Here is a 21,285-nt window from a genome sequence, read left to right as displayed (position 1 = left end):
GCCGCCAGCGCGCGGACCGCCGGGGTCGCGCGTCGCACCCCGACGCGCGGATCGCTACGCCGCGCGCCAGGTCGCGTCGATGCGGCCCCGGGCCGGCGCCACGCGGTTGCCGCCGGCCTCCCACACCACGTCGCCATCGGGGCCGCGGTGGAGGAACTTGAACGCCAGCTCGGCCTCTGGCGCGACCGCGATGGTCGTGGTCCAGGTGTCGCCGGCCAGCTCCATGCGCGCGGCCTTGTCCGGATCCCACGCGCCGAGCGCCGGGGCGCTGCCACACACCAGCACCTCGGCGCCGTCGGCGACCTCGACGCCGGTGATCGCGATGGTCACGGCGACCGCGGCCTCGGCGGCCGGCGCCGCGGTGACCGGCGCCGCTGGCGCGACCGACGCCGCCGCGGTGACCGACGCCGCCGCGGCGACCGACGCCGCCGGCGCGACCGCGGCCTCGGCGGCCGACGCGACCGCGGCCTCGGCGGCCGGCGCGACGGCGGGCTCGGCGGCCGGCGCCGCCGCGACGACCGCCGCCGGCGCGGCCGCTACCACCGGCGCGGCATCGACGACCGCCGCCACCGGCGCAGCGTCGACGACCGCCGCCGGCGCCCGCGTCGGGGTCGGCGCCACGGCGCCCAGCGCGTCGAGCTCGGCCAGCACGCGGTCCAGGCGATCGCCGACGCGCTCGAGCGCGCCGCGCAGCTGGCCGAGCTGGGCGCCGTCGAAGCCGGTGACCCCCGCGAGGCCGGCGCGATCCAGCGCCGCGGCCAGCACGTTCTCGGCGGAGTAGTAGTCGTACCGCAGCCGCAGCGCGGCGAGGATGACGTCTCGATCGACTCGGGTTCCCATGAAGTGCGCTCCCGACCGCGTGTGTCCTGGCGGTCGTCGGCAATCTAGCCCGAGCGGCCACGCGGCGAACACGCGATCTGCGTCGACCGTGGGTGAGCGCGCCTCGCGTTGCCAAACGCAACGTCGCCCACCATGCAGCATCGGGACGCGAGGTCACGACCCAGGCGCTCGCCTTGATCCAGCTGCCAGCGATCCCAGCGTCCGCAAGGCTCGCCCCGAGCGGCGCCACGCCCCGGTCCGCGATCGCCACCGCTCCTGACGTCTCCCCACTGCAGATCGTCGATGAACAACACCAGCGGCTGGCGCGCGGCCAATCGGCCCAGCAGCTCGCGCAGCGCCGCGGAGCCGCGGCGACGAAGCGCCGGACGCCGGCCACGGGCCGGCCAGGGGTGATGGCGGCTGGGCTCGATCACCAGACCATGAAGGTCGGGTAGTTGAAGGCGACCGGCGCGCGTGACAACCGATCGGAGCCGCGGGCCTGGCCCGACGGCTGGTGGCGCCGCTACCGGCGCGCCCGGGCGATCAGGCGCCCGCCGAGCAGCACCGCGACCAGCACCACCGCGCCGACGATCACGCCGACCACCGCGTTGGCGACCGACGGCACCAGCCAGGCCAGCGCCGCGCCGATCGCCGCGACTTGGTCGGCGCCCGCGGCCACGTCCGTGATCGCGCGGTGCAGGGGGCCGATGGCGTGGGCGACGATGCCGCCGCCGACCATGAACATCGCCGCGGTGCCGGCGACCGCGAGGAACCGCATCAGCCGCGGCGCCAGCGCCAAGAGGATCCGGCCCAGCGCCTGGGCCCCGCCGCCGGGCCGCGCGACCAGCGCCCGGCCGGCGTCGTCGAGCCGGACGATGCCGGCGACCAGGCCGTAGACCCCCACCGTCATCACCAGCGCGATCGCGCACAGCACCGCGATGCGCACCGCGACCGACGCGTCGGCGACGGTGCCGAGCGTGATCACGATGATCTCGGCCGACAGGATGAAGTCGGTCCGCACCGCGCCCTTGATCTTGGCGCGCTCGACCGCGACCAGATCGACCGCGGGGTCGGCGACCGCCGCGACCAGCGCCTGGTGGTGGGCGCGGTCGTCATCGGCCGTGTGCAGCCAGCGGTGGGCCAGCTTGTGGCAGCCCTCGTAGCACAGGAACGCGCCGCCGATCATGAGCAGCGGCAGCACCAGCCACGGCACGAGCACGCTGATCAGGAACGCCGCCGGCACGATGATCGCCTTGTTGACCAGCGACCCGCGCGCCACCGCCCACACCACCGGCAGCTCGCGCTCGGCCTTGACCCCCGCCACCTGCTGCGCGTTGAGCGCCAGGTCGTCGCCCAGCACGCCCGCGGTCTTCTTCGACGCGGCCTTGGTCAAGAGCACGACGTCGTCGAGGATGAGCGAGATGTCGTCGAGGAGCGCTAGCAGGCTCGCGGGCATCGGGCCGCAGCGTAGCAACTCGTCGGCGAGCCGCCAGCGCGTACCATCGCGGCCACGGCCTGGATGACGTGTGGCGAGGTCGGCGGCAGACGCCCCGGCGCCGACCCCGGGTGGCAGCCGATCGGATCAGGGCCGCCGGGACACGGCGGGTGCTGCGCTCGCGCGGGTACCCACACGATGCCCGGTGCGGCCGCGGTTGCACCTCATCCCGCCAGCGCCGCCGCCAGCGCGCGGACCGCCAGGGTGGCGCTGGGGAGGCGCTCCGCCGGATCGACCAGGGCGAGGTCGTCGACGACGGCGACCACGGTCGCGCCGCCGCCGAGGCCCACCGCCGCCAGCGCCGCCGCCGGCGGGCCCAGCACCCCGTCGGGCGCCGCGGCCAGGCGCGCCCGCAGCCACGCGACGAACGCCGGTCCCGCCGCGGGCGCGCCATCGAGGATCAGCGGCCGCGCGCGCTGGATCGCGCCGCCGGCCACGTCGGCACCGTAGCCGAAGGCCAGCGCGCGGGCGGCCTGGACGCCGGTCGCGCGATCGCCCTCGATCCGCTCGAGCACGAGCCCCCAGGCGTCGCCGACGCGCGCCGCCACGGCGCGGACGCCGTGCAGCGTGCTGGCCCCGCGCCCGCCGAGCGCGGGCCACGCCCGCACCGCGCGATCGGTCAGCTCGAGCGCGCACCCGTCGAGGTGCGCCAGGATGTCGGACGCCGACGCGGGCCGGGCCGGCGCCGGCAGCGGCAGGTCGGGGTGCCGCCAGCGCAGCCCGGCCAGGTGGGCGGCCGCGCGCGGCGCCGGCAGGCGGGCGGCGAGCTCGGCCGCGGCCGCGGCCGGGTGGCGATCGCACCACGTCCGCAGCAGATCGATCGACGCGCCCTCGACCCGCGCGACGCCCCAGGCCAGCGCGAACGCCGCGGCGTCGCCACACGCCAGCAGGCACGGCACCACGCACCACGGCGTGCTGGCCAGGACGCCGTCGGCGCCGACCCGCGTGGCCAGCCACCGCACGATGCCGTCGCCGTAGCGGCGGTGCAGGTCGACGTTGTCGAACCCGCGGGGATGGAAGGCCCAGGTCAGCCGCGACGCTTCCCGCGCGAACTCGTCGACGTCCGCCAAGGACAGCAGCGCCGCCCACAGCCGGTCGCTCGGCAGCACCCGCCCGACGCCGGCGTGGCCCGCGCCGGCGTCGTCGTCGCCGCGGGCGAACACCGACGTGCTCGCCACCAGCGCGCGCGCGTCGGCCAGGCGCATCAGCCCGCGCCCGTCGAGCACCCCGACGCCGCCGTGGCGCACTGCCGCGGTGACGCGCGGGTCGACCATCACCCGAGCTGCTGGTACACGCGCACGCGCGAGAAGTCCCGCGCCGCGAGCTCGGCCGCCGTCAGGATGAAGTACAGCGAGTCGCAGTCGCCGAACTGAAACTCCGCGGCGTCGTCCGAGCTCACCTGGAACAGCAGCTGATCGCCGGGCTGCTGGGCGTCGACGTAGTCGGGCGCGTCGACGTAGCCGAGCAGGTGGTTCTGGGGCGCGTCGGCGCCGCCGGGCTGGTACGCGGCGCTGTGATCCGAGGCGAAGCCCTGCCAGAACGACGCCAGGCGCTCCGGCACGAACGGCCCCGTCTGGCCCGGCGCCATCGTGCACGGCGCGCCGCGCACCGCGGCCAGCCCGTGGACGAACGGCGCCACCTGCGGCACCGCGGAGAACTCGCTCTGCCACTCGACCGTCGGCGGCGTCGCGCGCACCAGCTCGGCCACCGGACCCGGGTGGAACAGCACCGCGCAGCAGGCGGCGTCGGGCTCCATGTCCGAGTGCTCCCACTGGGCGTTGTAGAAGAACAGCAGCGCGCCGCCGGCGGGCAGGCGGCCCTGCGGGTCGAGCCCGGCGAGCTCGTCGAGCCTGAACTGCGCGATGAACTCCATCGGCACGCCGTCGCGCTCGGGCCAGGCCGCGCCGGGCGGCAGGTCCGGAATCCCGCCGAACCGCGACGCCCCGAGCGGCAGCGCCGCCATGGCTGCGTCGAAGACCGCGACGCGGTCGGCCTCGGCGGCGTCAGCGTCGGCCTCGGCGGCGTCAGCGTCGGCCTCGGCCTCGCCGGCCGTCCGCCAGTCGGCGGGGCGACCCGCGAGAGCGGTCGCGGTCAGGTGGATGCCGGGCTCGAGGACGGCGCGGACCGCGTCCGCGTGCTCACCATGACCGGCACGTCGCAGGGCTTCGAGGATGGCGTCTGGGGTCACGACTCATTGAGCCACGCTCGCCGGCGATGTGACACGCCCTCGTCGTCTTTCTTTCACGGCGTCGGCAGCGCGACCTCGGCCCCGAGGATCGCGAGGGTCCCGGTCGCGGCGTTGACGATCAGGCCCTCGTCGAGGGCGTGGCCGTCGTCGTTGACCGCGACCACGACCACGAACCACAGCCCGTCGGCGCGCTGCAGGAGCCAGGTCAGGTTCATCACGCCGGGCTCGGACCCGCCCTTGAAGCCGACGTAGTTCCACTGGCTGCGATCGATCTCGACGCCCGCGTTCTTGCTGAGGATCTTGAGCAGCTCGGCGTCGGGGCTGAGCTTGGCCCGGGTGCCCAGCGTCGCCATGACGTTGCACAGGTCGCGGGCGTCACCGAACCACTCGAGATCGAGCGCGCGCGGCGTGTCGCCCCAGTCCTTGATCGCGGTGGCCACGTCGATCGGGCGCGCGCGCAGCTCGGCGGCGAGCTTGCGCTTGCCGGCCACGTTGGCCTTCCGGTACGCGGCCAGCTCCTCGGGCGTGGCCGTCAGCTTCAGGCCGAACAGCTCGCGCGTGCGCAGGAACGGGATGTTGGCGGCCGGCGTGCCGTGCTTGGCCAGCTTGAGCGCCTTCTCGACCCCGGCGTCGCCGACGAAGTCGATCAGGTGATCGGTCGCGGTGTTGTCGCTGATCGAGATCATCTGGGTCGCGAACTCGCGCAGCGTGTGCTCGGTGCCCGCGGCCTCGTCCTGCATCGTCCCCGACGGCAGGCTCTTGCCGGCGTCGCGCACGGCCAGCTTGGTGTCCCACGACAGCTTCTTGTCGCCGCGGATCTTCTCGTCGAGCCCGAGCAGGACGTACAGCTTGAAGGTCGAGCCCACCGCCAGGCTCATCGTCGTGTTGTGGTTCTGCTTCGGGACGCACGCGCCCTTGACCAGCTGCCCGACGAACAGCTGGCTCTTGCCGCCGGCCTTCTCGAGCATCGCGACCGCGTCGCCGTAGGTCTTGGGCGGCGCCTCGGCGCTGGCCGGCTTGAACAGCAGGCCCTCGATCATGCGCGGCCGCGTCGCGCTCATGGCGACGTCGACGCGGACCCCGCCCGAGCCGGTGTCGAGCAGCGCCGACAGCGTGCGCGGCGCCTGGCCCTCCTGCTTCAAGATCTTCACCGGCGGCAGCTGATCGTGGAGCGCGGTGAAGATCGTGACGAGCTGCGCGGCCGGCACCTGCTTGAGGAAGGCCGGCGCGAACCGGGCCTCGACGTCGGCGGCGGTGACCTGGCCCGACGCGATCGTCGCGAGGACCCAGGTCAGCGACTCCTCGGCGGTCGGGCCCTCGACCTGCGCCGGCGGATCCTGCGTCGGCGGGGTCGGCGCGGGGGCGGTCGGCGGCGGGGCCGGGGTCGCGGGAGCCTTGCCACCGCCGCCGCAGGCAGCGACGGTGATGGCGACCAGGAGCGCGGACGAGAACCGGAGGGTAGCGTTCATCGCTGGCGTAGTTACCACGGCCTCCGGGCGGGCCGCGCCCGCGATGATCAGCCCCCTCGGGTACGCTCTGGCCCATGAACCGCCCGCTTGCGCCGAGCGTGCCAGCCCCCCCGATCGCCACCAGCCCGCGCGCCCGCGGCACCGTGCCGCCGATGTGCAAGGCCGACCTGTCGATCACGTGCCCGACCTGCGCCACGTTGATGGAGCCCGAGCACGCGCACTACAAGTGCCCGCGCTGCGGCTACCGCGACAGCTGCTGCTTCTGAGCGCGCGCTCGCCCGCGGCGGTGCGCATCGCCAGGCGGTAAGCGCACCGCCACCGGCCGCGATCGCGGTACCGTCGCGGCGATGCGCGCACTCCCTTGCTGGGCCCTCCTCGTGTCGCTCGCGGCCGCCTGCGGCGGTGATGACGACGTCGTCAAGCTCGACGTCCCGCCGGCGTGCAACCCGCTGCAGGGCGGCGCGTGCCTGGCGCCGTGGCCGGTGTCGAGCTACCTGGTCGCCGACGCGACCTCGCCCACCGGCGTGGTCCTGGCGGTGCCGCCCGGCGCGGTGCCGCCCGGCAACGGCGGCGCGGTGTTCGATCCCGCGCACATCAACGGGCGCAGCGGCTACTCGCCGGCCACGCAGATCATCGCGCACTTCGGCGTCGAGCTCGACGGCGGCAACCTGGCCGGGTTCGACGCGATCGGCGCGAGCCTGACCGCCGCCAGCCCGACCGCGATCGTCGACGCCACCACCGGCGCGCTGGTCGCGCACTTCGCCGAGGTCGACGCCAACGCCCTGCCCAACGACGGCGCCCGCCAGGCCCTGTACCTGCGGCCGACCACGCGCCTCGAGGGCGGCCACCGCTACCTGGTCGCGATCAAGAAGTCGCTGCGCGCCGCCGACGGCGCGGCGATCGCGGTGCCCGCGGGCTTCGCCGCGATCGTGTCGGGCGCCACCACCGACAACGCCCGGCTCGAGGCCCTGCGCCCGAGCTACCCCGACATCTTCGCCGCGCTCACCGCCGCCGGCATCGCGACCGACGACCTGCTCCTGGCCTGGGACTTCACGACCGCCCCCGACGAGGAGCTCCGGCGCGATCTGCTGGGCGCGCGCGACGCCGCGGCGACCTTCCAGGGCGCGGGCGGCGCCAACCTCGCGCTCCACGACATCGTCGTCGAGACCACCCCCCGCCCCGGCCTGGCCAAGCGGGTCTTCTTCTCGTTCGACGCCCCGGACGTGCGCGACGGCGACGGCCTGACCCGCGACTCGATGGGGCGGCCCGAGGTGCGGAGCACGTCGCTGGCGCGCGGCGTGGCGCTGGTGCCGGAGTGCGCCACCGCGGCCGCGCCGGCGCCGATCACCGTGTTCGGCCACGGCTTCTTCGGCGGGATCGAGGAGACCGGCGGCGCCTACCTGCAGGCGTTCGCGGTCCGCAGCTGCCGCATCATCATCGGCACCGACTGGCGCGGCATGTCGAACCCGGACGCGGCCAGCGCGCTGATCGCGCTCGGCAACCTCGACAAGGTGATCGGCTTCGGCGAGCGCATCGTCCAGGGCATGATCGACGTCGAGGCGCTGGTCGCGCTCGCGCCGACCCAGCTCGCGACCCAGGTCCTGACCGACGGCACCGGCGCCTCGGTCGCGGACACCACCGCCGAGATCACGTTCTACGGCATCTCGCAGGGCCACATCCTGGGCAGCACGCTCTACGCGATCGATCCGCACATGAGGCGCGCGGCCCTCAACGTCGGCGGCGCCAACTGGAGCCTGCTGTTCGAGCGCTCGACCAACTGGGCGACGCTGAGCCTGCCGTTCAAGGGCACGTACCCCGACCCGCTGACCCAGACGCTGCTGCAGCAGATCGTGCAGATGGGCCTCGACGTGATCGATCCGCTGCACTGGGCGCCGCTGGCCCGGGACGCGTCGCTCGGCAAGAGCTACCTCCTGCACACCTCGCTCGGCGACGCCCAGGTGACCAACCTCGGCGCGTTCCTGCAGGCCCGCACGATGGGCCTGGACCTGGCCGCGCCCGCGGTCACGATCCCGTACGGCCTCGCGCTCGCCGGCGCCGCGCCGACGTCGGGCCTGGTGATCGTCGACGAGGATCCCACGCCCAAGCCGCCCACCACCAACCTGCTCAACACCATGAACAACCAGGCCCACGAGAACGCGCGCCGGCGCGCGCGCATCATGGATCAGATCGATCGCTTCCTCGACGACGGCACGATCATCGACGCCTGCGGCGGCGTCTGCGACTGCGTCGCCGGCGCCTGCGGCCCGCTCGTCACCGAGTGAGCCCGCGGCGCGCGCCCGCGGCTGTGGCCCGCTGCGGCCCGCGCATCCTGAGCGAGCTGGTCGGCGGCGCCGGGTCGGCCCGCGGCTCAGGCCGCGAGGCTGCGGTCGAGGCGCTGGTAGCCCATCTCCATGCCGTCGGCCATGCCGGTCGCGAGCATCGCGTCGCGGGTCGCGCGGTCGGGCAGCGTCATGCGCATGACCACGACCGTGCCGTCGCCGTCGGCGGTGAACGTCGTCACGACGTGGTTGTCCGGCGTCGGATCGGGCAGGAACATCCGCTCGACGTGCACGAGGCGGTGCGGCGGCTCGACCTCGAGGAACTCGCCGGTCAGGTGGAAGCCGCCGCCCTGGCCGTCGCTCCACTCGTAGCGGATCGCGCCGCCGACCCGCGCGTCGTTGATGCAGACCGGCATGGTCCAGCCGTCGGGACCCAGGCACCACTGCTGGAGCAGCGCGGGCTCGACGTGGGCGCGGTAGACGGCGGCCGGCGGCGCGGCGAACCGGCGGGTGACGATGACGAACGTGTCGCCTTCGGTGGTCAAGGTGAGCTTGGTCATGGCGTGTCCTTTCGATCGGTGGAGGTCGTGCGCGCCAGCAGCTGATCGAGGCGCTCGTAGCTGCGCTCCATGCCCTTGCGCAGCATGGCGAGGTAGGCGTCGACCTCATCGAGCGCGCCCGGCGCCAGCCGGCAGGGCCGGCGCGTGCCGTCGACCCGCCGCACGATCAGGCCAGCCTGCTCGAGCACCCGGAGGTGGCGCGAGATCGCCGGCTGCGAGATCGGAAACGGCGCGGCCAGCTCGGTGACCGTCGCTTCGCCCCGGGCCAGCCGCGCCAGCATCGCCCGACGCGTCGGATCGGCGAGCGCGGCCAGGGTCGTGTCGATGGCGTCGTTCATCAGGAATTCGTTATATAACGCATGTGTTATTCTAATGTCAACGGCGCTCGTCCTGTCCGCGTTCGTAGCGATCCGCGGGTCTTGCAGGCGCGCTCGGGTCGTCGAGAGGCCTGCGCACGACCTGCGCGATCGTTGCAGATCTCGCTGGCCGGGCGCTTGCAGACGCTGCGGGGCATGAGCGTCGCTAGCCATCCCGTCACGCGCTACCTGACGACCGACCTGGTCACCGCCACGCCGACGACGCCGCTGACCGAGGTCGCCACCCAGCTCGCCACCCGCCGGATCTCGTCGGTCCCGCTGGTCGACGATCGAGGATCGATCGTCGGCGTGGTGTCGCGGACCGATCTCCTGCGGCACCAGCGCTACCACCCCAAGGACCACGACGCGACCTGCGCCGCGGTGATGAGCCAGGGCCCGATCGTCATCGAGCACGCCGCGCCGTTGCGCGACGCCGCGCGGCTGATGGTCGAGCACCGCATCCACCGCGTGTTCGCGGTCGACGGCGGCCGCCTGGTCGGCGTGATCACCACGACCGACCTGACCCGCGCGGTCGAGGACGCGAAGATCACCGGCTCGATCCAGGAGATCATGAGCACGCCGGTGGCGACGATCCGCGTCGACCAGTCGCTGGCGCTGGCGATGGAGTGGCTCGATCGCGCCCGCATCACCGGGCTGATCGTGACCGACAACGACTGGCCGGTCGGCGTGTTCACGCAGGAGGAGGCGCTCGCCGCCCGCGATCTGGTCCACACGACGCCGGTCGGCGACCTGCTCGACCCGGCGCTGATCTGCCTGCCCTCGGAGACCGCCGTCCACCGCGCCGCGGCCCAGTGCGCGCGCATGGGCGTGCGCCGGATCGTGGTCAGCAAGGTGCGCGACTTCGTCGGCGTGGTGTCCGGGCTGGACTTCGCCGGCGTGGTCGCCCGCGGCTGAGGGCCAGCTCGTTCGTCGCCGGACCCCAGGCAGGTGCTGGGGCGCAGCACGACCCCAGGCGCACCCGAGCCGGGTCGGTCGCCCGACGGGCGCCGCGAGGTTCCGCTCCCACGACGCGCGCCGCCCGCCACGTGGACCGGCGGCTGAGGACCAGATCGTTCGTTCGCCAGCGCCGGGCAGGTGCTGGGCGCGCCGCGGTGCTCGGCCGAAAGGCTTGCATGCGCTGCGGCGATCGGCACGATCCTCCCATGCTCTCAACTGACTGGGCCGCCCGCGCGGTCTCCGCCACCGAGGCGATCGCGACGATCGGCTCCGGCGCCCGGGTGTTCGTGCACGGCGCCGCCGCGACGCCGGTGCCGCTGCTCGACGCGCTGGCCGCGCGCGCCAACGTCGCCGACCTCACCGACGTCCGGCTCTACCACCTCCACACCACCGGCACCGCCAGCTTCCTGGCGCCGGAGGTCACCGCCCGGCTGCGCTCGGTGTCGTTCTTCGTCGGGCCCGACGCCCGCGCCGCGGTCGCCGACGGCCGCGCCGACTTCATGCCGGTGTTCCTGTCGGACATCCCCGGCCTGTTCACGTCGGGCACCGTGCCGCTCGACGTGGCGCTGGTGCAGGTGTCGCCGCCCGATCGCCACGGGTTCGTGTCGCTCGGCACCTCGGCCGACGCCGCCCGCGGCGCCGTCGACAGCGCCCGGCTGGTGATCGCCGAGATCAACGAGCAGATGCCGCGCACCCACGGCAACACGATGGTCTCGCTCGACCGCATCCACGCGTTCGTGCGCACCGACCGACCGCTGCCGCGCCACGATCCCGACGCGCCCACCGCCGCCGTGGATCAGATCGGCGAGCTCGTCGCCGATCTGATCGAGGACGGCGCGACGCTCCAGACCGGCATCGGCGCGATCCCCGACGCGGTGCTGGCGCGGTTGATCGACCACCACGAGCTCGGCGTCCACACCGAGATGTTCTCCGACGGGCTGGTGCCGCTGATCGAGGGCGGCGTGGTCACCAACCGCGCCAAGGCGGTCCACCCCGGCCGCTCGGTGACGTCGTTCGTGATGGGCACGCCGCGCCTGTACGACTTCATCCACGACAACCCGGCGATCGAGTTCCACGGCTGCGATCGCACCAACGACACCGCGCTGATCCGCAAGAACCCGAAGGTCACCGCGATCAACTCGGCGCTGGCGCTCGATCTGACCGGGCAGGTGTGCGCCGACTCGCTCGGCCACACGATCTACTCGGGCATCGGCGGGCAGATGGACTTCCTGCGCGGCGCGGCGCTGTCGGTCGGCGGCAAGCCGATCGTCGCGCTGCCGTCGACCGCGGCCCGGGGCACGGTCTCGCGCATCACCGCCGAGCTCGCGGCCGGCTCGGGCGTGGTCACCACCCGCGGCCACGTCCACTGGGTCGTGACCGAGCACGGCGCCCGCAACCTCCACGGCCTGACCCTGCGCGAGCGCGGCGAGGCGCTGATCGACCTCGCCCACCCCGACCACCGCGGCGAGCTGCGCCGCGCGCTGGTCCAGACCCGCCACTACGTCCTGGGCTGAGCTTCAGCAGGTTCGTCGCGGCGCCCGACACGCGTTGAGGTCCAGCGCGGCCGCGGCGGCGCGCGCCGACCAGCTCACCCCGGCGCGACGCAGTTGGCGCTGGCGGGATCGAACGTGCCGTCGGCGTTGACGGTGATCATGATCTGGTAGCCCGAGCAGCACTCGCCGCCGCAGGGGTCGTCGGGGTCCGGCGCCGCCGGCGGCTTCGAGAACACGGACCAGGTGCAGCCGTAGGTGCCGTCGTCGGCGCCGCTGGGCTGGCACTCGAACGAGATGTCGGTCTCGTCGGCGGTGCCGAGCGCGTCGCCCTGGCGCTTGAGGATGCCGCCGAAGGTCTCGCCGCCTTCGACGCCGCAGGCCTCGTTACCCGCGGAGGTGGCCAGCTGCTGGCGCACCGCCTCGGGATCGAACGGCAGGTCGGACTCCGGCGCGGCACCGCCGGTGCCGCCGACCGGCGCGTCGGCGCCCTTGCTCTTGCCGCCACACGCGGCCAGGGACGCGGCCGCCAGGGCCGCGGTGACGATCGTCGACAGGTGCTTCATCGCGCGGCAGTGTATCAGGCCTCGGTCGAGACCTCGGCCTCGTGGGCGGTCGCGGCGGCGCCAATCGGCGGCGCCGCCGGCAGGAGCGCGCGCCCGAGGATGTACGCCAGGATCGCGGCGCACCCCGACGCCATCAGCACGCCGAGCTTGGCCACCCCGTGCAGCTCGGGCGACGCCGGGAACGCGAGCCCGGCGATGAACAGGGCCATCGTGAACCCGACGCCGGCCACGGTGCCGACCACGATCAGCCCGCGGACGTCGATGCCGCGCGGCAGCCGGGCCACGCCGAGCCGGACCGCGAGCCCGCACAGGAGCAAGATGCCGAGCGGCTTGCCGACGACCAGCCCGACCATGACGCCGGCGAGCGCCCCGGGCGCGGCGCCCAGGTCGAGCCCGCCCAGCGCGACGCCGGCGTTGGCGAGCGCGAACACCGGCATGATCAGGTAGGCGACCCACGGGTGCAGGATGTGCTCGAGCCGCTCGACCGGCGCGGTCGCCTCGCGGTGGGCGCGGCCGAGCTCGGCCAGCGGCTTGCTCAGCGCCTGGGCGTCGGCGTGGCCGTCGGCGCACACGACCTCGATCTCGTCGAGCTGCGTGCGGCTCTCGGCCACGAACCGGCGCACGCCGTACCAGGCCTGGGCCGGGGTCATCAGCCCGATGATCACGCCAGCGATGGTCGGGTGGATGCCGGCCTTGGCGACGCCGATCCAGATCACCGCGCCGGCGGGGATGTACGCGAGCGCGCGCCGCACGCCCAGCGCCCGCATGACCACGATCGCCGCGATCCCGATGCCGGCGACCGCGAAGCCGAGGCCAGACACGCCCGACGAGTAGAACAGCGCGATCACGATGATCGCGCCGATGTCGTCGATGATCGCGGTCGCCAGGAGCAGCACGCGCAAGGCCGGCGGCACCCGGCGCCCCAAGAGCGCCAGCACGCCGATCGCGAACGCGATGTCGGTGGCCATCGGCACGCCCCAGCCGTCGTGCGCCGACCCGGGCGCGAGCGCCAGGTACAGGAGCGCCGGCGCGACCATGCCGCCGATCGCCGCCACGATCGGCAAGGCCGCGCGCCGCAGGTCCGACAGCTCACCCTGGTGCATCTCGCGCCGGATCTCGAGCCCGACGACGAAGAAGAAGATCGCCATCAAGATGTCGTTGACGACGTAGTGCAGCGAGGCCTCGACCCGGTAGTCGCCGATCGTGAAGCCCAGCGGCGTGCGCCACAGCGCCTCGTAGTCGTCGGCCCAGGCCGAGTTGGCCCAGATCAGCGCGACCGCGGCGGCGGCCAGCAGGATCAGGCCGCTGGCGGCCTCGATCGCGAGGAAGCGCTCGACCGGGCGCATCAGCGCACGCGCGACCCGGACGACGGGGGGGCGGGCCTCGGGCGGGAACAGGTACTCGGTAGCCATGGCGACGGACTCCTGGCGCAGGGATAGCTGCGTCGACACCGTCCGTCCACCTGGCCGCGCCAGGCCGCTCATTCTCCCGGTGTGTGCGGGCAATTCATAGCGACTGCGGTGTGCAGGCGCAACCTCGATCGGCGCTACAGTGGCGGCTGGTGCGCGCTCCCTCGTTGACGTGGCTGGCGGCGGTGGCCGCCGCCAGCGCCGCGGTGGCCGCGCCCGCCGCATCGGCCGCGCCACGTGTCGCGCCACCGGCGCCATCGGCCGCGCCACCCGCCCCGCCACCGGCGCCACCCGCCCCGCCACCGGCGCCATCGGCCCCGCCACCGGCGCCATCGGCCGCGCCGCCCGCGCCATCGGCCGCGCCGCTCGCGCCATCGGCCGCGCCGCCGGCCCCGCCACCGGCGCCATCGGCCCCGCCACCGGCGCCATCGGCCCCGCCACCGGCCGCGCCACCGGCCGCGAGACCATCGTGCTCGACGATCGCGCGCCCGCGCCCGCGCCGGGCCGCGCCAGCTCGACCGTTACCCGCGACGATCTGATCGTGCGCCAGCCGCGCTCCGCGCCCGACGCGCTGCGCTGGGAGCCGGGCGTGTACGTGCAGCAGACCGCCGCGGCCCAGGGCTCGGCCTACCTGCGCGGGCGCACCGGCCAGCAGACGGTGCTCCTGTTCGACGGCATCCGGCTCAACAACGCGACCTGGCGCCAGGGCCCCAACCAGTACTTCTTCACGATCGATACGCGCGCGCTGGCTGCGATCGACGTGATCCGCGGCAGCGCGTCGACCCGCTGGGGCTCGGACGCGATCGGGGGCGTGCTCGACGCGATCCCGCGGGATCCCGATCCCGCGCGCGCGCTGGCCCCGCGGCTCGAGCTGCGCTGGGGCTCGGCCGATCACGAGCTCGGCGGCCGGGCCGAGGCGTCGGTCGCGCTCGGCCACGGCGCCCGCGCGCTGGTCGGCGTCGGCTACCGCGACGTCAGCCTGCTCGAGAGCGGCGGCCCGGTCGGCGCCGCCGCCGGCAGCCAGACCGGGCTCACGCCCAGCTTCGCGCCCGACGGCCGCACCCAGCTCGGCACCGGCTTCCGCGAGGCCACCTGGGACGCGCGCGTGGTCGACCGCGTCGGCGGGACCCGCGTCACGGCCGCCTACTACGACTACCGCCAGCTCGACGCGCCGCGCACCGATCAGTGCCCGCCGGCGTTCGCGCCGCCCGACGAGTGCCTGCGCTACGACGAGCAGTTCCACCGGCTCGCGTACGTCGCGCTCGAGCGCCGGCTGGGCGCGTGGGCCGAGCGCGCGCGCCTGACGCTGTCGGCGCAGGAGCAGCACGAGCGCCGCATCCGCGAGCGCCCGCGCGCGGCGGTGCGCGAGGGCGGCCGAGACGACGTGCGCACGCTCGGGCTGACCGCGACCGCGACCACCGCCGCCGCGCGCGTGGGGCCGCTCGCGCTCACCGGCGACTACGGCGCCGACCTGTACGGCGACGGCCTCGACTCGGTCGCGTGGCTCGAGCTGACCGACCTCGGGTTCGTGCGCTACGACAGCCGCGGCCAGTACCTGACCGGCTCGCGCTACCTGACCGGCGGCGGCTTCGCGACCGCGACCGCGACCTGGCGGGCGCTGACCGTGCGCGCTGGCGGCCGGCTCGGCGTGGCCGCGGCCCGCGCGCCCGGCGATGACGCCTCGGCCACCACCGCGATCGATCGGCGCTGGCTCACGCAGGCCGGCTTCATCGGTGCGACCTGGGCCGCGCGCGACGACCTCGAGGTGTCGGCGATGCTCGATCGATCGTTCCGCGCGCCCAACCTCGACGATCTGTCGGGCCGGCAGGCGGCGGGCCCGGGCTTCCAGTTCGAGAACCCGGCGCTGGCGGCGGAGCGTGCGATCACCGCGGAGCTGGGCGTGAAGGTCGCGCGCGGCCGGGTCCGCGCCGAGGCGTGGGCCTACGCCACGCGGGTCACCGGCGCGATCGCGCGGTCGCTGCGCTCGATCGACGACTGCCCGCCGAGCGCGCGCGCCTGCCAGGGCGCGTGGTTCCGCTACCAGCTGGTCAACCTCGGCGGCCCGGCGACGGTCCGCGGGCTCGACGGCGCCGCCGAGCTCGACCTGGCGCCGGTGCGCGTGCGCGCCACCATCGGCTACGCGTTCGGCGAGGGCCCCAACCCCGAGCCGCGCCCGGTCGATCCGACCGTCCCCTACGTCGCGACCGTGCCGCTGTCCCGGGTGCCGCCGTGGAACGGCACCGTCGAGGCGCGCGCCCAGCGCGGGCGCGTCGACCTGGCGCTGGCGCTGCGCTGGGCCGTGGCCCAGGATCGCCTGGCCCCGAGCGACCGCGGCGATCCGCGCATCCCGGCGGGCGGCACGCCGGGCTACGCGGTGCTCGACGCCCGGGCGATCGTGCGCGTCACCACGGCGGTGCGGATCGGCGCGGTCGTCGAGAACCTCGGCGACGCCGCGTACCGCTACCATGGGTCCAGCATCAACGGCCCCGGCCGGAGCGTGATCGTGCACCTGGAGCTGACCCCATGACCCGCCTCGCCTTCGTCCTCGGCCTCGCCGCGCTCGCCAGCGCCGCCTGCAAGGAGGCCGACCCGCCGGCCTCGCCCGACGCGCCGACGACGATCGACGCCGACGTCACGATCGACGCGCCCGCCGACGCGTCGCCGGCCGACGCCGACCCGGCGTGCATGCCGGCCGCCACCGACTACACCCCGCGCGTGATGATGTCGGCGACCGATCCGTACCCGGCGTGCGTGTCCGACGCCGACCCGTCGATGTACGTCGTCACCAACGCGAGCGTCTCGACGATCGCGCGGATCGCGGCGTTCGAACAGATCGCGACGCTCCTGTTCACGCCGGGCGCGCCCGACGCCCAGGCGTTCATCGACGCGCGCATCCAGTACAGCCTGGCCAACGGCCTCGAGTCGCGGGTCGGCCGGCGCGAGGACGAGCACTACCCGGCGGCGCCCATGGCCTGCAACGCGGTCGGCTTCGATCCGACGCCCTACCCCGACCGCTGCGTCGGGCCGGTGCGGATGACGCCGCTCCTGGCCGACGCGTTCACGACCGGCGCCACCGACGTCGATCCGCTGGCCCGACGGCTCGCGGCGGCGCGGATCGAGGCCGGCCTGCTGTGGTTCCTGTACGTCAGCGCGTACAAGGAGAGCGTCACCTGCCAGACCACGCCGGCCGACTGCGACTCGAGCTGGGCCTACTACGGCGGCGGCGAGCACCGCGCCGGCGGCCTCGGCCTCGCGCGCTACGTGCGCGGCCTCGAGACCGCGACCCACGACCGGATCTTCGACGGCCTGCTCGCGGTGCGGTGCTGGCGCGGGCTCGACGATCCGGGGAGCGCCACCGACGACGCGATGTTCGCGGCGCTGCGCACGACCGCGCTGGCCCAGTACGACGCGGCGCTGGTGCGCGGCGTGGCCTCGATCGTGCGCGCGCGCGTGGTCGCGCTGGCGGCCGCGGCCGGCGCCGACGCCGCGGTCCACTGGCAGTTCGTGCGCGTGCTGGGCCCGGCGCTCGCGCGCGCGGCCGCCGCCCGAAACCCGACGGTCGCCGCCAGCTACGCCGCCGAGCTGGCCCGCACCGATCCGACCGCGGTCGACGCGGCCGCGCTGATCACGGCGCTCGACACGCTGTTCCCGTGCCCGTGACCGCGCCGCGCGGGAAGGGTGCGCGGAGGGCACGCGGCGGCCAGCGAGCCTGGACGCCGGGGCGCGCGAGCCACTATCGTGGTCGGCCTCGCCCGACTGGAGTCTCATGGCCGAACCAACGTCCCCACCGACCGCGCCCGCCGAGGGCGGCGACGCCGAGGAGCACTGGCTCCGGCACACCTACCGCCCCGACGCGCCCAACCTCACCGTGCGCGCGGCCTTGATCGGCATGGCGATCGGCGCGGTCATGTGCATGTCGAACCTGTACGTGTTCTTCAAGACCGGCTGGAGCATGGGCGTCACGCTGACCGCCTGCATCCTGGCGTTCGCGGCGTTCCAGGGCATCAAGGCCCTCAAGATCCCCGCGGCGCCGTTCGGGCCGCTCGAGAACAACGCGCTCACGACCGTGGCCTCGGGCGCCGGCTACATGACCGGCGGCGGCAACATGGCGGCGTTCGGCGCGCTCTTGATGGTGACGACCGTGCGGCCGGGCACGATGCCGCTGATCCTGTGGTTCGCGGTCATCGCCGCGCTCGGCGTGTTCGCGGCGATCCCGATCAAGCGCCAGCTGATCAACCGCGACAACCTCGCGTTCCCGACCGGCACCGCCACCGCCGAGACCATCGAGTCGCTGCACGCGGCCGGCGCCGGCGGCGGCAGCCAGAAGGCGATCGCGCTGGGCGTCGCGGGCCTCGTCGGCGCGCTGGTCGCGGTCGGCCGCGACGCGCTCAAGCTGATCCCCGCGACCTTGCCGCTGCCGATCAAGATGGCCGGCTACGAGCTGGGCAAGTGGACGATCGGCTTCAAGACCGAGGTGCTCTTGATCGGCGCCGGCGCGCTGATGAGCTTCCGCACCGGGTGGTCGATGTTGCTCGGCGGCCTGGTCACCTACGGCCTGATCGCCCCGGCCCTGGTCGAGCACCACGAGATCGCCACGGTCAGCTACAAGGCGATCGTCAACTGGACGCTGTGGCCGGGCGCCGGGATCCTGGTCGGCTCGGGCATCACCTCGTTCCTGCTCGACTGGAAGAGCCTCAAGCGCGCGTTCGCCGGCATGACCAAGCTCGGGAAGCGCGGCGAGCAGGTCACCGGCATCGCCGCGGTCGAGGCGCCCGACTGGTGGTTCCCGGCCGGCTACATGGTGCTGGGGCCGATCGTCGTGGCGCTGATGTCGATCATGTTCGACATCCCGGTCTGGGCCGCGGTCGTGGCGCTGCCGCTGTCGGTGGTGATGGGCTTCATCGCCGCGCGCGTCACCGGCGAGACCGACACCACGCCGACCAAGGCGCTGGGCCCGGTCACGCAGATGGTCTTCGGCGCGATGGCGCCCGGCAACCTGTCGGGCAACATCATGTCGGCGAACGTCACCGGCGGCGTCGGGCTCCACGCCGCCGATCTGCTGACGACGCTCAAGACCGGGTGGCTGCTCGGCGCCAAGCCGCGCCACCAGGTCTACGCGCAGCTGCTGGGCGTGCTGGTCGGCGCCGCGGTGATCGTGCCGGTCTTCAACGCGATCATCCCCGACCCGTCGGTGCTGGGCAGCGACGAGTGGCCGGCGCCGTCGTGCCTGGTGTGGTCGGGCGTGTCGGCGATCGTGTCCAACGGCCTCGGCGGCCTGTCGCACGCGGCCAAGCAGGCGATGGTGGTCGGCCTCGCGCTCGGCATCGTCATGGCGATCGTCGACAAGCTCGCGCCCGCCCGGGTGCGGCGGTTCCTGCCGTCGCCGGCCGGCGTCGGCATCGCGATGGTCATCCCGGCCTCGAACTCGATCGCGATGTTCCTGGGCGCCACGATCGCCGAGGTCATGCGCCGCCGGACCAAGGCGATCTCGGACCAGTACGTGGTGCCGGTCGCGTCGGGGCTGATCGCCGGCGAGAGCCTGGCCGGGATCGCGGTCGCGATGTTGATCGCGACCGGCGTGCTGGCGAAGTGACGCGCGCCGCGCGGTGACCGGCCGCGCCTGACCGCGCGCTGACGCGCCGACGACCGCACCCTGACCGCGCGCTGACGCGCCGACGACCGCACCCTGACCGCGCGCTGACGCGCCGACGCGTCCGCCGACGCGCGCACCCGGACCGGGCCGACGACCGCGCCCTGACCGCGCCCCCCGCCGACCCCCGCGCCGTGCGCGCGATCGCGCGTGCTACCGTGACGACGTGCCGCTGCACGGTCGCGGAGCGAGGTACTCGACCGGGCGCCACGTCGTCGAGGGCGCGCTGGCGTGGGCCTACCGCGATGGCTGGCCCGCGCGCCTGGCCCGCGCGCTCGGGCTGCAGCGGCGCGTGCGCGTGCGCCATCACCGCGTCGCCACGCCGCGCTGGCCCGCCGCGACCCCGCCGGTCCGGATCGCGTTCGCCTCGGATCTCCACGCCGGCCCGACGACGCACCCGAGCCTGCTCGACGAGGTGTTCGCGGCCCTCGCCGCCGCCGACGCCGACGTGATCTTCCTCGGCGGTGACTACGTGTTCCTCAGCGCCGCGCACATCGGCGCGATCGAGGCGCGGCTGCGCGGGCTGCGCGCGCCGCTCGGCATCTACGCGGTGCTCGGCAACCACGACCTGTGGGCCGACGACGCGGCCATCGTCGCCGCGCTCACCCGCGCCGGCGCCCGGGTCCTGGTCAACGCGCAGGTCGCGCTGCCCGCGCCGTGCGCCCACGTCGTCGTGGCCGGGCTCGACGATCCTCAGACCGGCCAGCCGCCGACGCGGCCGCTGTTCGCGCCCGACGATCCCCGGGTGCGGGTCGTGCTGGTGCACGCGCCCGAGGCGATGCTGGCGCTCGCCGACGAGCCCTTCGAGCTGGCCCTGTGCGGCCACACCCACGGCGGCCACGTCGCCCTGCCCGGCGAGATCCCGATCGTCGTGCCCGGCCCGCTGTCGCGCCGCTACGCCCACGGCCGGTTCGACGTCGGCCACGATCGCACGCTGATCGTCAGCCGCGGCGTCGGCGCCACCGAGGTCGCGGTCCGGACCTACGCCGACCCCGACATCCTCGTCGTCGACCTCGGCCGGTGATCGCGGCGGTGATCGCCGCGCCGCCGCGCCGGTCACCGGGCCGTGAGCACGATCTTGCCGGTCATCCGATGGGTCTGGCTCAGGCGGTGCGCGGCCTCGGCCTCGGCCAGCGGCAGGCGCTCGGCGATCGCGACCTCGACCTGGCCGGCGGCGACCGCGGCGACCAGCGCGCTCAGGCGGGCGGTGGTCGGTCGGCCCAGGATCGCGCGCGAGCGGAACGGCGGCACGAAGATCTGGAGCATCGCGCCCGGCGAGTCGCCCGCGACCATGACGTGGCGGCCGCCCGGGGCCAGGAGCGCGCGGCAGCGCGACCCGCGGTAACCGCCGGCGGCGTCGATGATCACGTCGAACGGGCCGTGGGCCCGGGCCTGCTCGAGCGCGTCGCCGGCGCCGTAGTCGAGCACCTCGTCGGCGCCGAGCCCGCGCACGAGCTCGACGTTCTTGCCCGAGCACACCCCCACGGTCAGGTCGGCCTTGCACACGCGCTTGCTGATCTGGACGGCGAACTGGCCGACACCGCCCGAGGCGCCCAGCACCAGCGCGCGCCGGCCCGGCTGCAGCGCGCGGAACTCGTGGGTCGCCATCCACGCGGTCACCCCGGCCACCGGCAGCGCGCCGGCGACGTCGAGCGACACCGCCGCGGGCACGATCGCCAGCTGGTCGGCCCGGACCACGACGGTGTCGGCGTAGCTGCCGTGCTGGCCGCGCGCGAAGTTGGTGCCGCCGACGACGCGATCGCCGACCGCGACGGTCGTGACCCGCGCACCGATCGCCTCGACCACGCCCGCGAAGTCGACGCCGAGGATGATCGGCCCGCGCGGGCCGCGCACGGTGCGGATCAACCGGGCCGCGAGCCGCAGCGGCCCCGACGCGCGCATCTTCCAGTCGACCGGGTTGACGCCGATCGTGTGGACCGCGACCCGGACCTCGCGCGTGCCCGGCTCGGGCGTCGGCAGGTCGAATGCCTCGAACGGCGTGCCGGCCGCCCACCGCTTCATCCCCATGGCGTGCATGGCCGCGAGC

At 74.8% G+C, this 21,285-nt stretch carries 18 protein-coding genes; 8 read left to right on the top strand and 10 right to left on the bottom strand.

All coding sequences use genetic code 11. The annotated features are described in order from the left end of the window. Positions 1 to 54: 54 nt before the first annotated feature. From IPL61_30280 to IPL61_30260, 5 genes are all read right to left on the bottom strand, one after another. Positions 55 to 840: a hypothetical protein gene (locus tag IPL61_30280; GenBank protein ID MBK9035498.1), complete on the bottom strand. Its 786-nt coding sequence runs from the start codon at positions 838 to 840 to the stop codon at positions 55 to 57. 502 nt (positions 841 to 1,342) lie between these two features. Next, a complete protein-coding gene (locus tag IPL61_30275; protein ID MBK9035497.1) occupies positions 1,343 to 2,275 on the bottom strand; it encodes a DUF808 domain-containing protein in 933 nt (310 codons plus the stop codon). A 203-nt stretch (positions 2,276 to 2,478) separates the two neighbouring features. Continuing rightward, positions 2,479 to 3,588, bottom strand: coding sequence for a hypothetical protein (locus tag IPL61_30270; protein MBK9035496.1), 1,110 nt, complete (start codon positions 3,586 to 3,588; stop codon positions 2,479 to 2,481). Next, positions 3,588 to 4,502, bottom strand: a complete 915-nt coding sequence (locus IPL61_30265) for a DUF1963 domain-containing protein (GenBank protein MBK9035495.1) — start codon at positions 4,500 to 4,502, stop codon at positions 3,588 to 3,590. Before IPL61_30265 ends, IPL61_30270 begins: the two co-directional genes overlap by 1 nt. A gap of 53 nt (positions 4,503 to 4,555) precedes the next feature. Then, positions 4,556 to 5,971: a serine hydrolase gene (locus tag IPL61_30260; GenBank protein ID MBK9035494.1), complete on the bottom strand. Its 1,416-nt coding sequence runs from the start codon at positions 5,969 to 5,971 to the stop codon at positions 4,556 to 4,558. 74 nt (positions 5,972 to 6,045) lie between these two features. On the opposite strand from IPL61_30260, the gene IPL61_30255 reads away from it, so the two are divergent. Continuing rightward, complete coding sequence (locus tag IPL61_30255; GenBank protein MBK9035493.1) at positions 6,046 to 6,237, top strand: hypothetical protein; 192 nt, start codon at positions 6,046 to 6,048, stop codon at positions 6,235 to 6,237. Between the two features lie 81 nt (positions 6,238 to 6,318). Next, complete coding sequence (locus IPL61_30250) at positions 6,319 to 8,253, top strand: hypothetical protein (GenBank protein MBK9035492.1); 1,935 nt, start codon at positions 6,319 to 6,321, stop codon at positions 8,251 to 8,253. Between the two features lie 86 nt (positions 8,254 to 8,339). Here the strand turns inward: IPL61_30250 and IPL61_30245 are convergent, their stop codons facing one another. Together IPL61_30245 and IPL61_30240 are read right to left on the bottom strand one after the other, a co-directional pair. Beyond that, complete coding sequence (locus IPL61_30245; GenBank protein MBK9035491.1) at positions 8,340 to 8,810, bottom strand: SRPBCC domain-containing protein; 471 nt, start codon at positions 8,808 to 8,810, stop codon at positions 8,340 to 8,342. Then, positions 8,807 to 9,148 (bottom strand): winged helix-turn-helix transcriptional regulator, encoded by a 342-nt coding sequence (locus IPL61_30240; protein MBK9035490.1) that lies wholly within the window; start codon positions 9,146 to 9,148, stop codon positions 8,807 to 8,809. The genes IPL61_30245 and IPL61_30240 overlap by 4 nt, the downstream gene beginning before the upstream one ends. Positions 9,149 to 9,322: 174 nt before the next feature. Between IPL61_30240 and IPL61_30235 the strand changes: the two genes are divergently transcribed. Together IPL61_30235 and IPL61_30230 are read left to right on the top strand one after the other, a co-directional pair. Then, positions 9,323 to 10,081, top strand: coding sequence for a CBS domain-containing protein (locus IPL61_30235; protein MBK9035489.1), 759 nt, complete (start codon positions 9,323 to 9,325; stop codon positions 10,079 to 10,081). A gap of 248 nt (positions 10,082 to 10,329) precedes the next feature. Continuing rightward, the gene (locus IPL61_30230) at positions 10,330 to 11,637 is read left to right on the top strand and encodes an acetyl-CoA hydrolase/transferase family protein (GenBank protein ID MBK9035488.1); all 1,308 of its coding nucleotides are present in this window, start codon (positions 10,330 to 10,332) and stop codon (positions 11,635 to 11,637) included. Positions 11,638 to 11,711: 74 nt separating this feature from the next. Here IPL61_30230 and IPL61_30225 read toward each other — a convergent pair whose 3' ends face one another. Then, entirely contained in the window at positions 11,712 to 12,179 is a 468-nt protein-coding gene (locus IPL61_30225) for a hypothetical protein (protein ID MBK9035487.1), read from the bottom strand. Between the two features lie 14 nt (positions 12,180 to 12,193). Next, positions 12,194 to 13,591, bottom strand: coding sequence for a Na+/H+ antiporter NhaA (gene nhaA / locus IPL61_30220; protein MBK9035486.1), 1,398 nt, complete (start codon positions 13,589 to 13,591; stop codon positions 12,194 to 12,196). Between the two features lie 169 nt (positions 13,592 to 13,760). On the opposite strand from nhaA, the gene IPL61_30215 reads away from it, so the two are divergent. From IPL61_30215 to IPL61_30200, 4 genes are all read left to right on the top strand, one after another. Continuing rightward, positions 13,761 to 16,115 (top strand): TonB-dependent receptor, encoded by a 2,355-nt coding sequence (locus IPL61_30215; protein MBK9035485.1) that lies wholly within the window; start codon positions 13,761 to 13,763, stop codon positions 16,113 to 16,115. After that, positions 16,112 to 17,248 (top strand): hypothetical protein, encoded by a 1,137-nt coding sequence (locus IPL61_30210; GenBank protein MBK9035484.1) that lies wholly within the window; start codon positions 16,112 to 16,114, stop codon positions 17,246 to 17,248. Before IPL61_30215 ends, IPL61_30210 begins: the two co-directional genes overlap by 4 nt. Positions 17,249 to 17,354: 106 nt before the next feature. Further along, positions 17,355 to 19,181 (top strand): OPT/YSL family transporter, encoded by a 1,827-nt coding sequence (locus IPL61_30205; GenBank protein MBK9035483.1) that lies wholly within the window; start codon positions 17,355 to 17,357, stop codon positions 19,179 to 19,181. A 223-nt stretch (positions 19,182 to 19,404) separates the two neighbouring features. Continuing rightward, on the top strand, positions 19,405 to 20,262 hold the full coding sequence (locus tag IPL61_30200; protein MBK9035482.1) for a metallophosphoesterase family protein: 858 nt from the start codon (positions 19,405 to 19,407) through the stop codon (positions 20,260 to 20,262). A gap of 32 nt (positions 20,263 to 20,294) precedes the next feature. Here IPL61_30200 and IPL61_30195 read toward each other — a convergent pair whose 3' ends face one another. Continuing rightward, complete coding sequence (locus IPL61_30195) at positions 20,295 to 21,275, bottom strand: NAD(P)-dependent alcohol dehydrogenase (GenBank protein ID MBK9035481.1); 981 nt, start codon at positions 21,273 to 21,275, stop codon at positions 20,295 to 20,297. Positions 21,276 to 21,285 lie beyond the last annotated feature (10 nt).

The sequence above is a fragment of the Myxococcales bacterium genome, assembly GCA_016717005.1.
Taxonomy (GTDB): Bacteria; Myxococcota_A; Polyangia; order Haliangiales; family Haliangiaceae; genus UBA2376.
Note: the sequence above shows the minus strand (reverse complement) of the source record. Positions and strands in the feature narration are given on the sequence as shown.

Excerpts from the sequence above, each read along its gene's own strand:
- IPL61_30280 (MBK9035498.1), bottom strand. The coding sequence starts at position 840 with ATGGGAACCCGAGTCGATCGAGACGTCATCCTCGCCGCGCTGCGGCTG.
- IPL61_30275 (MBK9035497.1), bottom strand. The coding sequence starts at position 2,275 with ATGCCCGCGAGCCTGCTAGCGCTCCTCGACGACATCTCGCTCATCCTC.
- IPL61_30270 (MBK9035496.1), bottom strand. The coding sequence starts at position 3,588 with ATGGTCGACCCGCGCGTCACCGCGGCAGTGCGCCACGGCGGCGTCGGG.
- IPL61_30260 (MBK9035494.1), bottom strand. The coding sequence starts at position 5,971 with ATGAACGCTACCCTCCGGTTCTCGTCCGCGCTCCTGGTCGCCATCACC.
- IPL61_30255 (MBK9035493.1), top strand. The coding sequence starts at position 6,046 with ATGAACCGCCCGCTTGCGCCGAGCGTGCCAGCCCCCCCGATCGCCACC.
- IPL61_30250 (MBK9035492.1), top strand. The coding sequence starts at position 6,319 with ATGCGCGCACTCCCTTGCTGGGCCCTCCTCGTGTCGCTCGCGGCCGCC.
- IPL61_30245 (MBK9035491.1), bottom strand. The coding sequence starts at position 8,810 with ATGACCAAGCTCACCTTGACCACCGAAGGCGACACGTTCGTCATCGTC.
- IPL61_30240 (MBK9035490.1), bottom strand. The coding sequence starts at position 9,148 with ATGAACGACGCCATCGACACGACCCTGGCCGCGCTCGCCGATCCGACG.
- IPL61_30235 (MBK9035489.1), top strand. The coding sequence starts at position 9,323 with ATGAGCGTCGCTAGCCATCCCGTCACGCGCTACCTGACGACCGACCTG.
- IPL61_30230 (MBK9035488.1), top strand. The coding sequence starts at position 10,330 with ATGCTCTCAACTGACTGGGCCGCCCGCGCGGTCTCCGCCACCGAGGCG.
- IPL61_30225 (MBK9035487.1), bottom strand. The coding sequence starts at position 12,179 with ATGAAGCACCTGTCGACGATCGTCACCGCGGCCCTGGCGGCCGCGTCC.
- nhaA (MBK9035486.1), bottom strand. The coding sequence starts at position 13,591 with ATGGCTACCGAGTACCTGTTCCCGCCCGAGGCCCGCCCCCCCGTCGTC.
- IPL61_30210 (MBK9035484.1), top strand. The coding sequence starts at position 16,112 with ATGACCCGCCTCGCCTTCGTCCTCGGCCTCGCCGCGCTCGCCAGCGCC.
- IPL61_30205 (MBK9035483.1), top strand. The coding sequence starts at position 17,355 with ATGGCCGAACCAACGTCCCCACCGACCGCGCCCGCCGAGGGCGGCGAC.
- IPL61_30195 (MBK9035481.1), bottom strand. The coding sequence starts at position 21,275 with ATGCACGCCATGGGGATGAAGCGGTGGGCGGCCGGCACGCCGTTCGAG.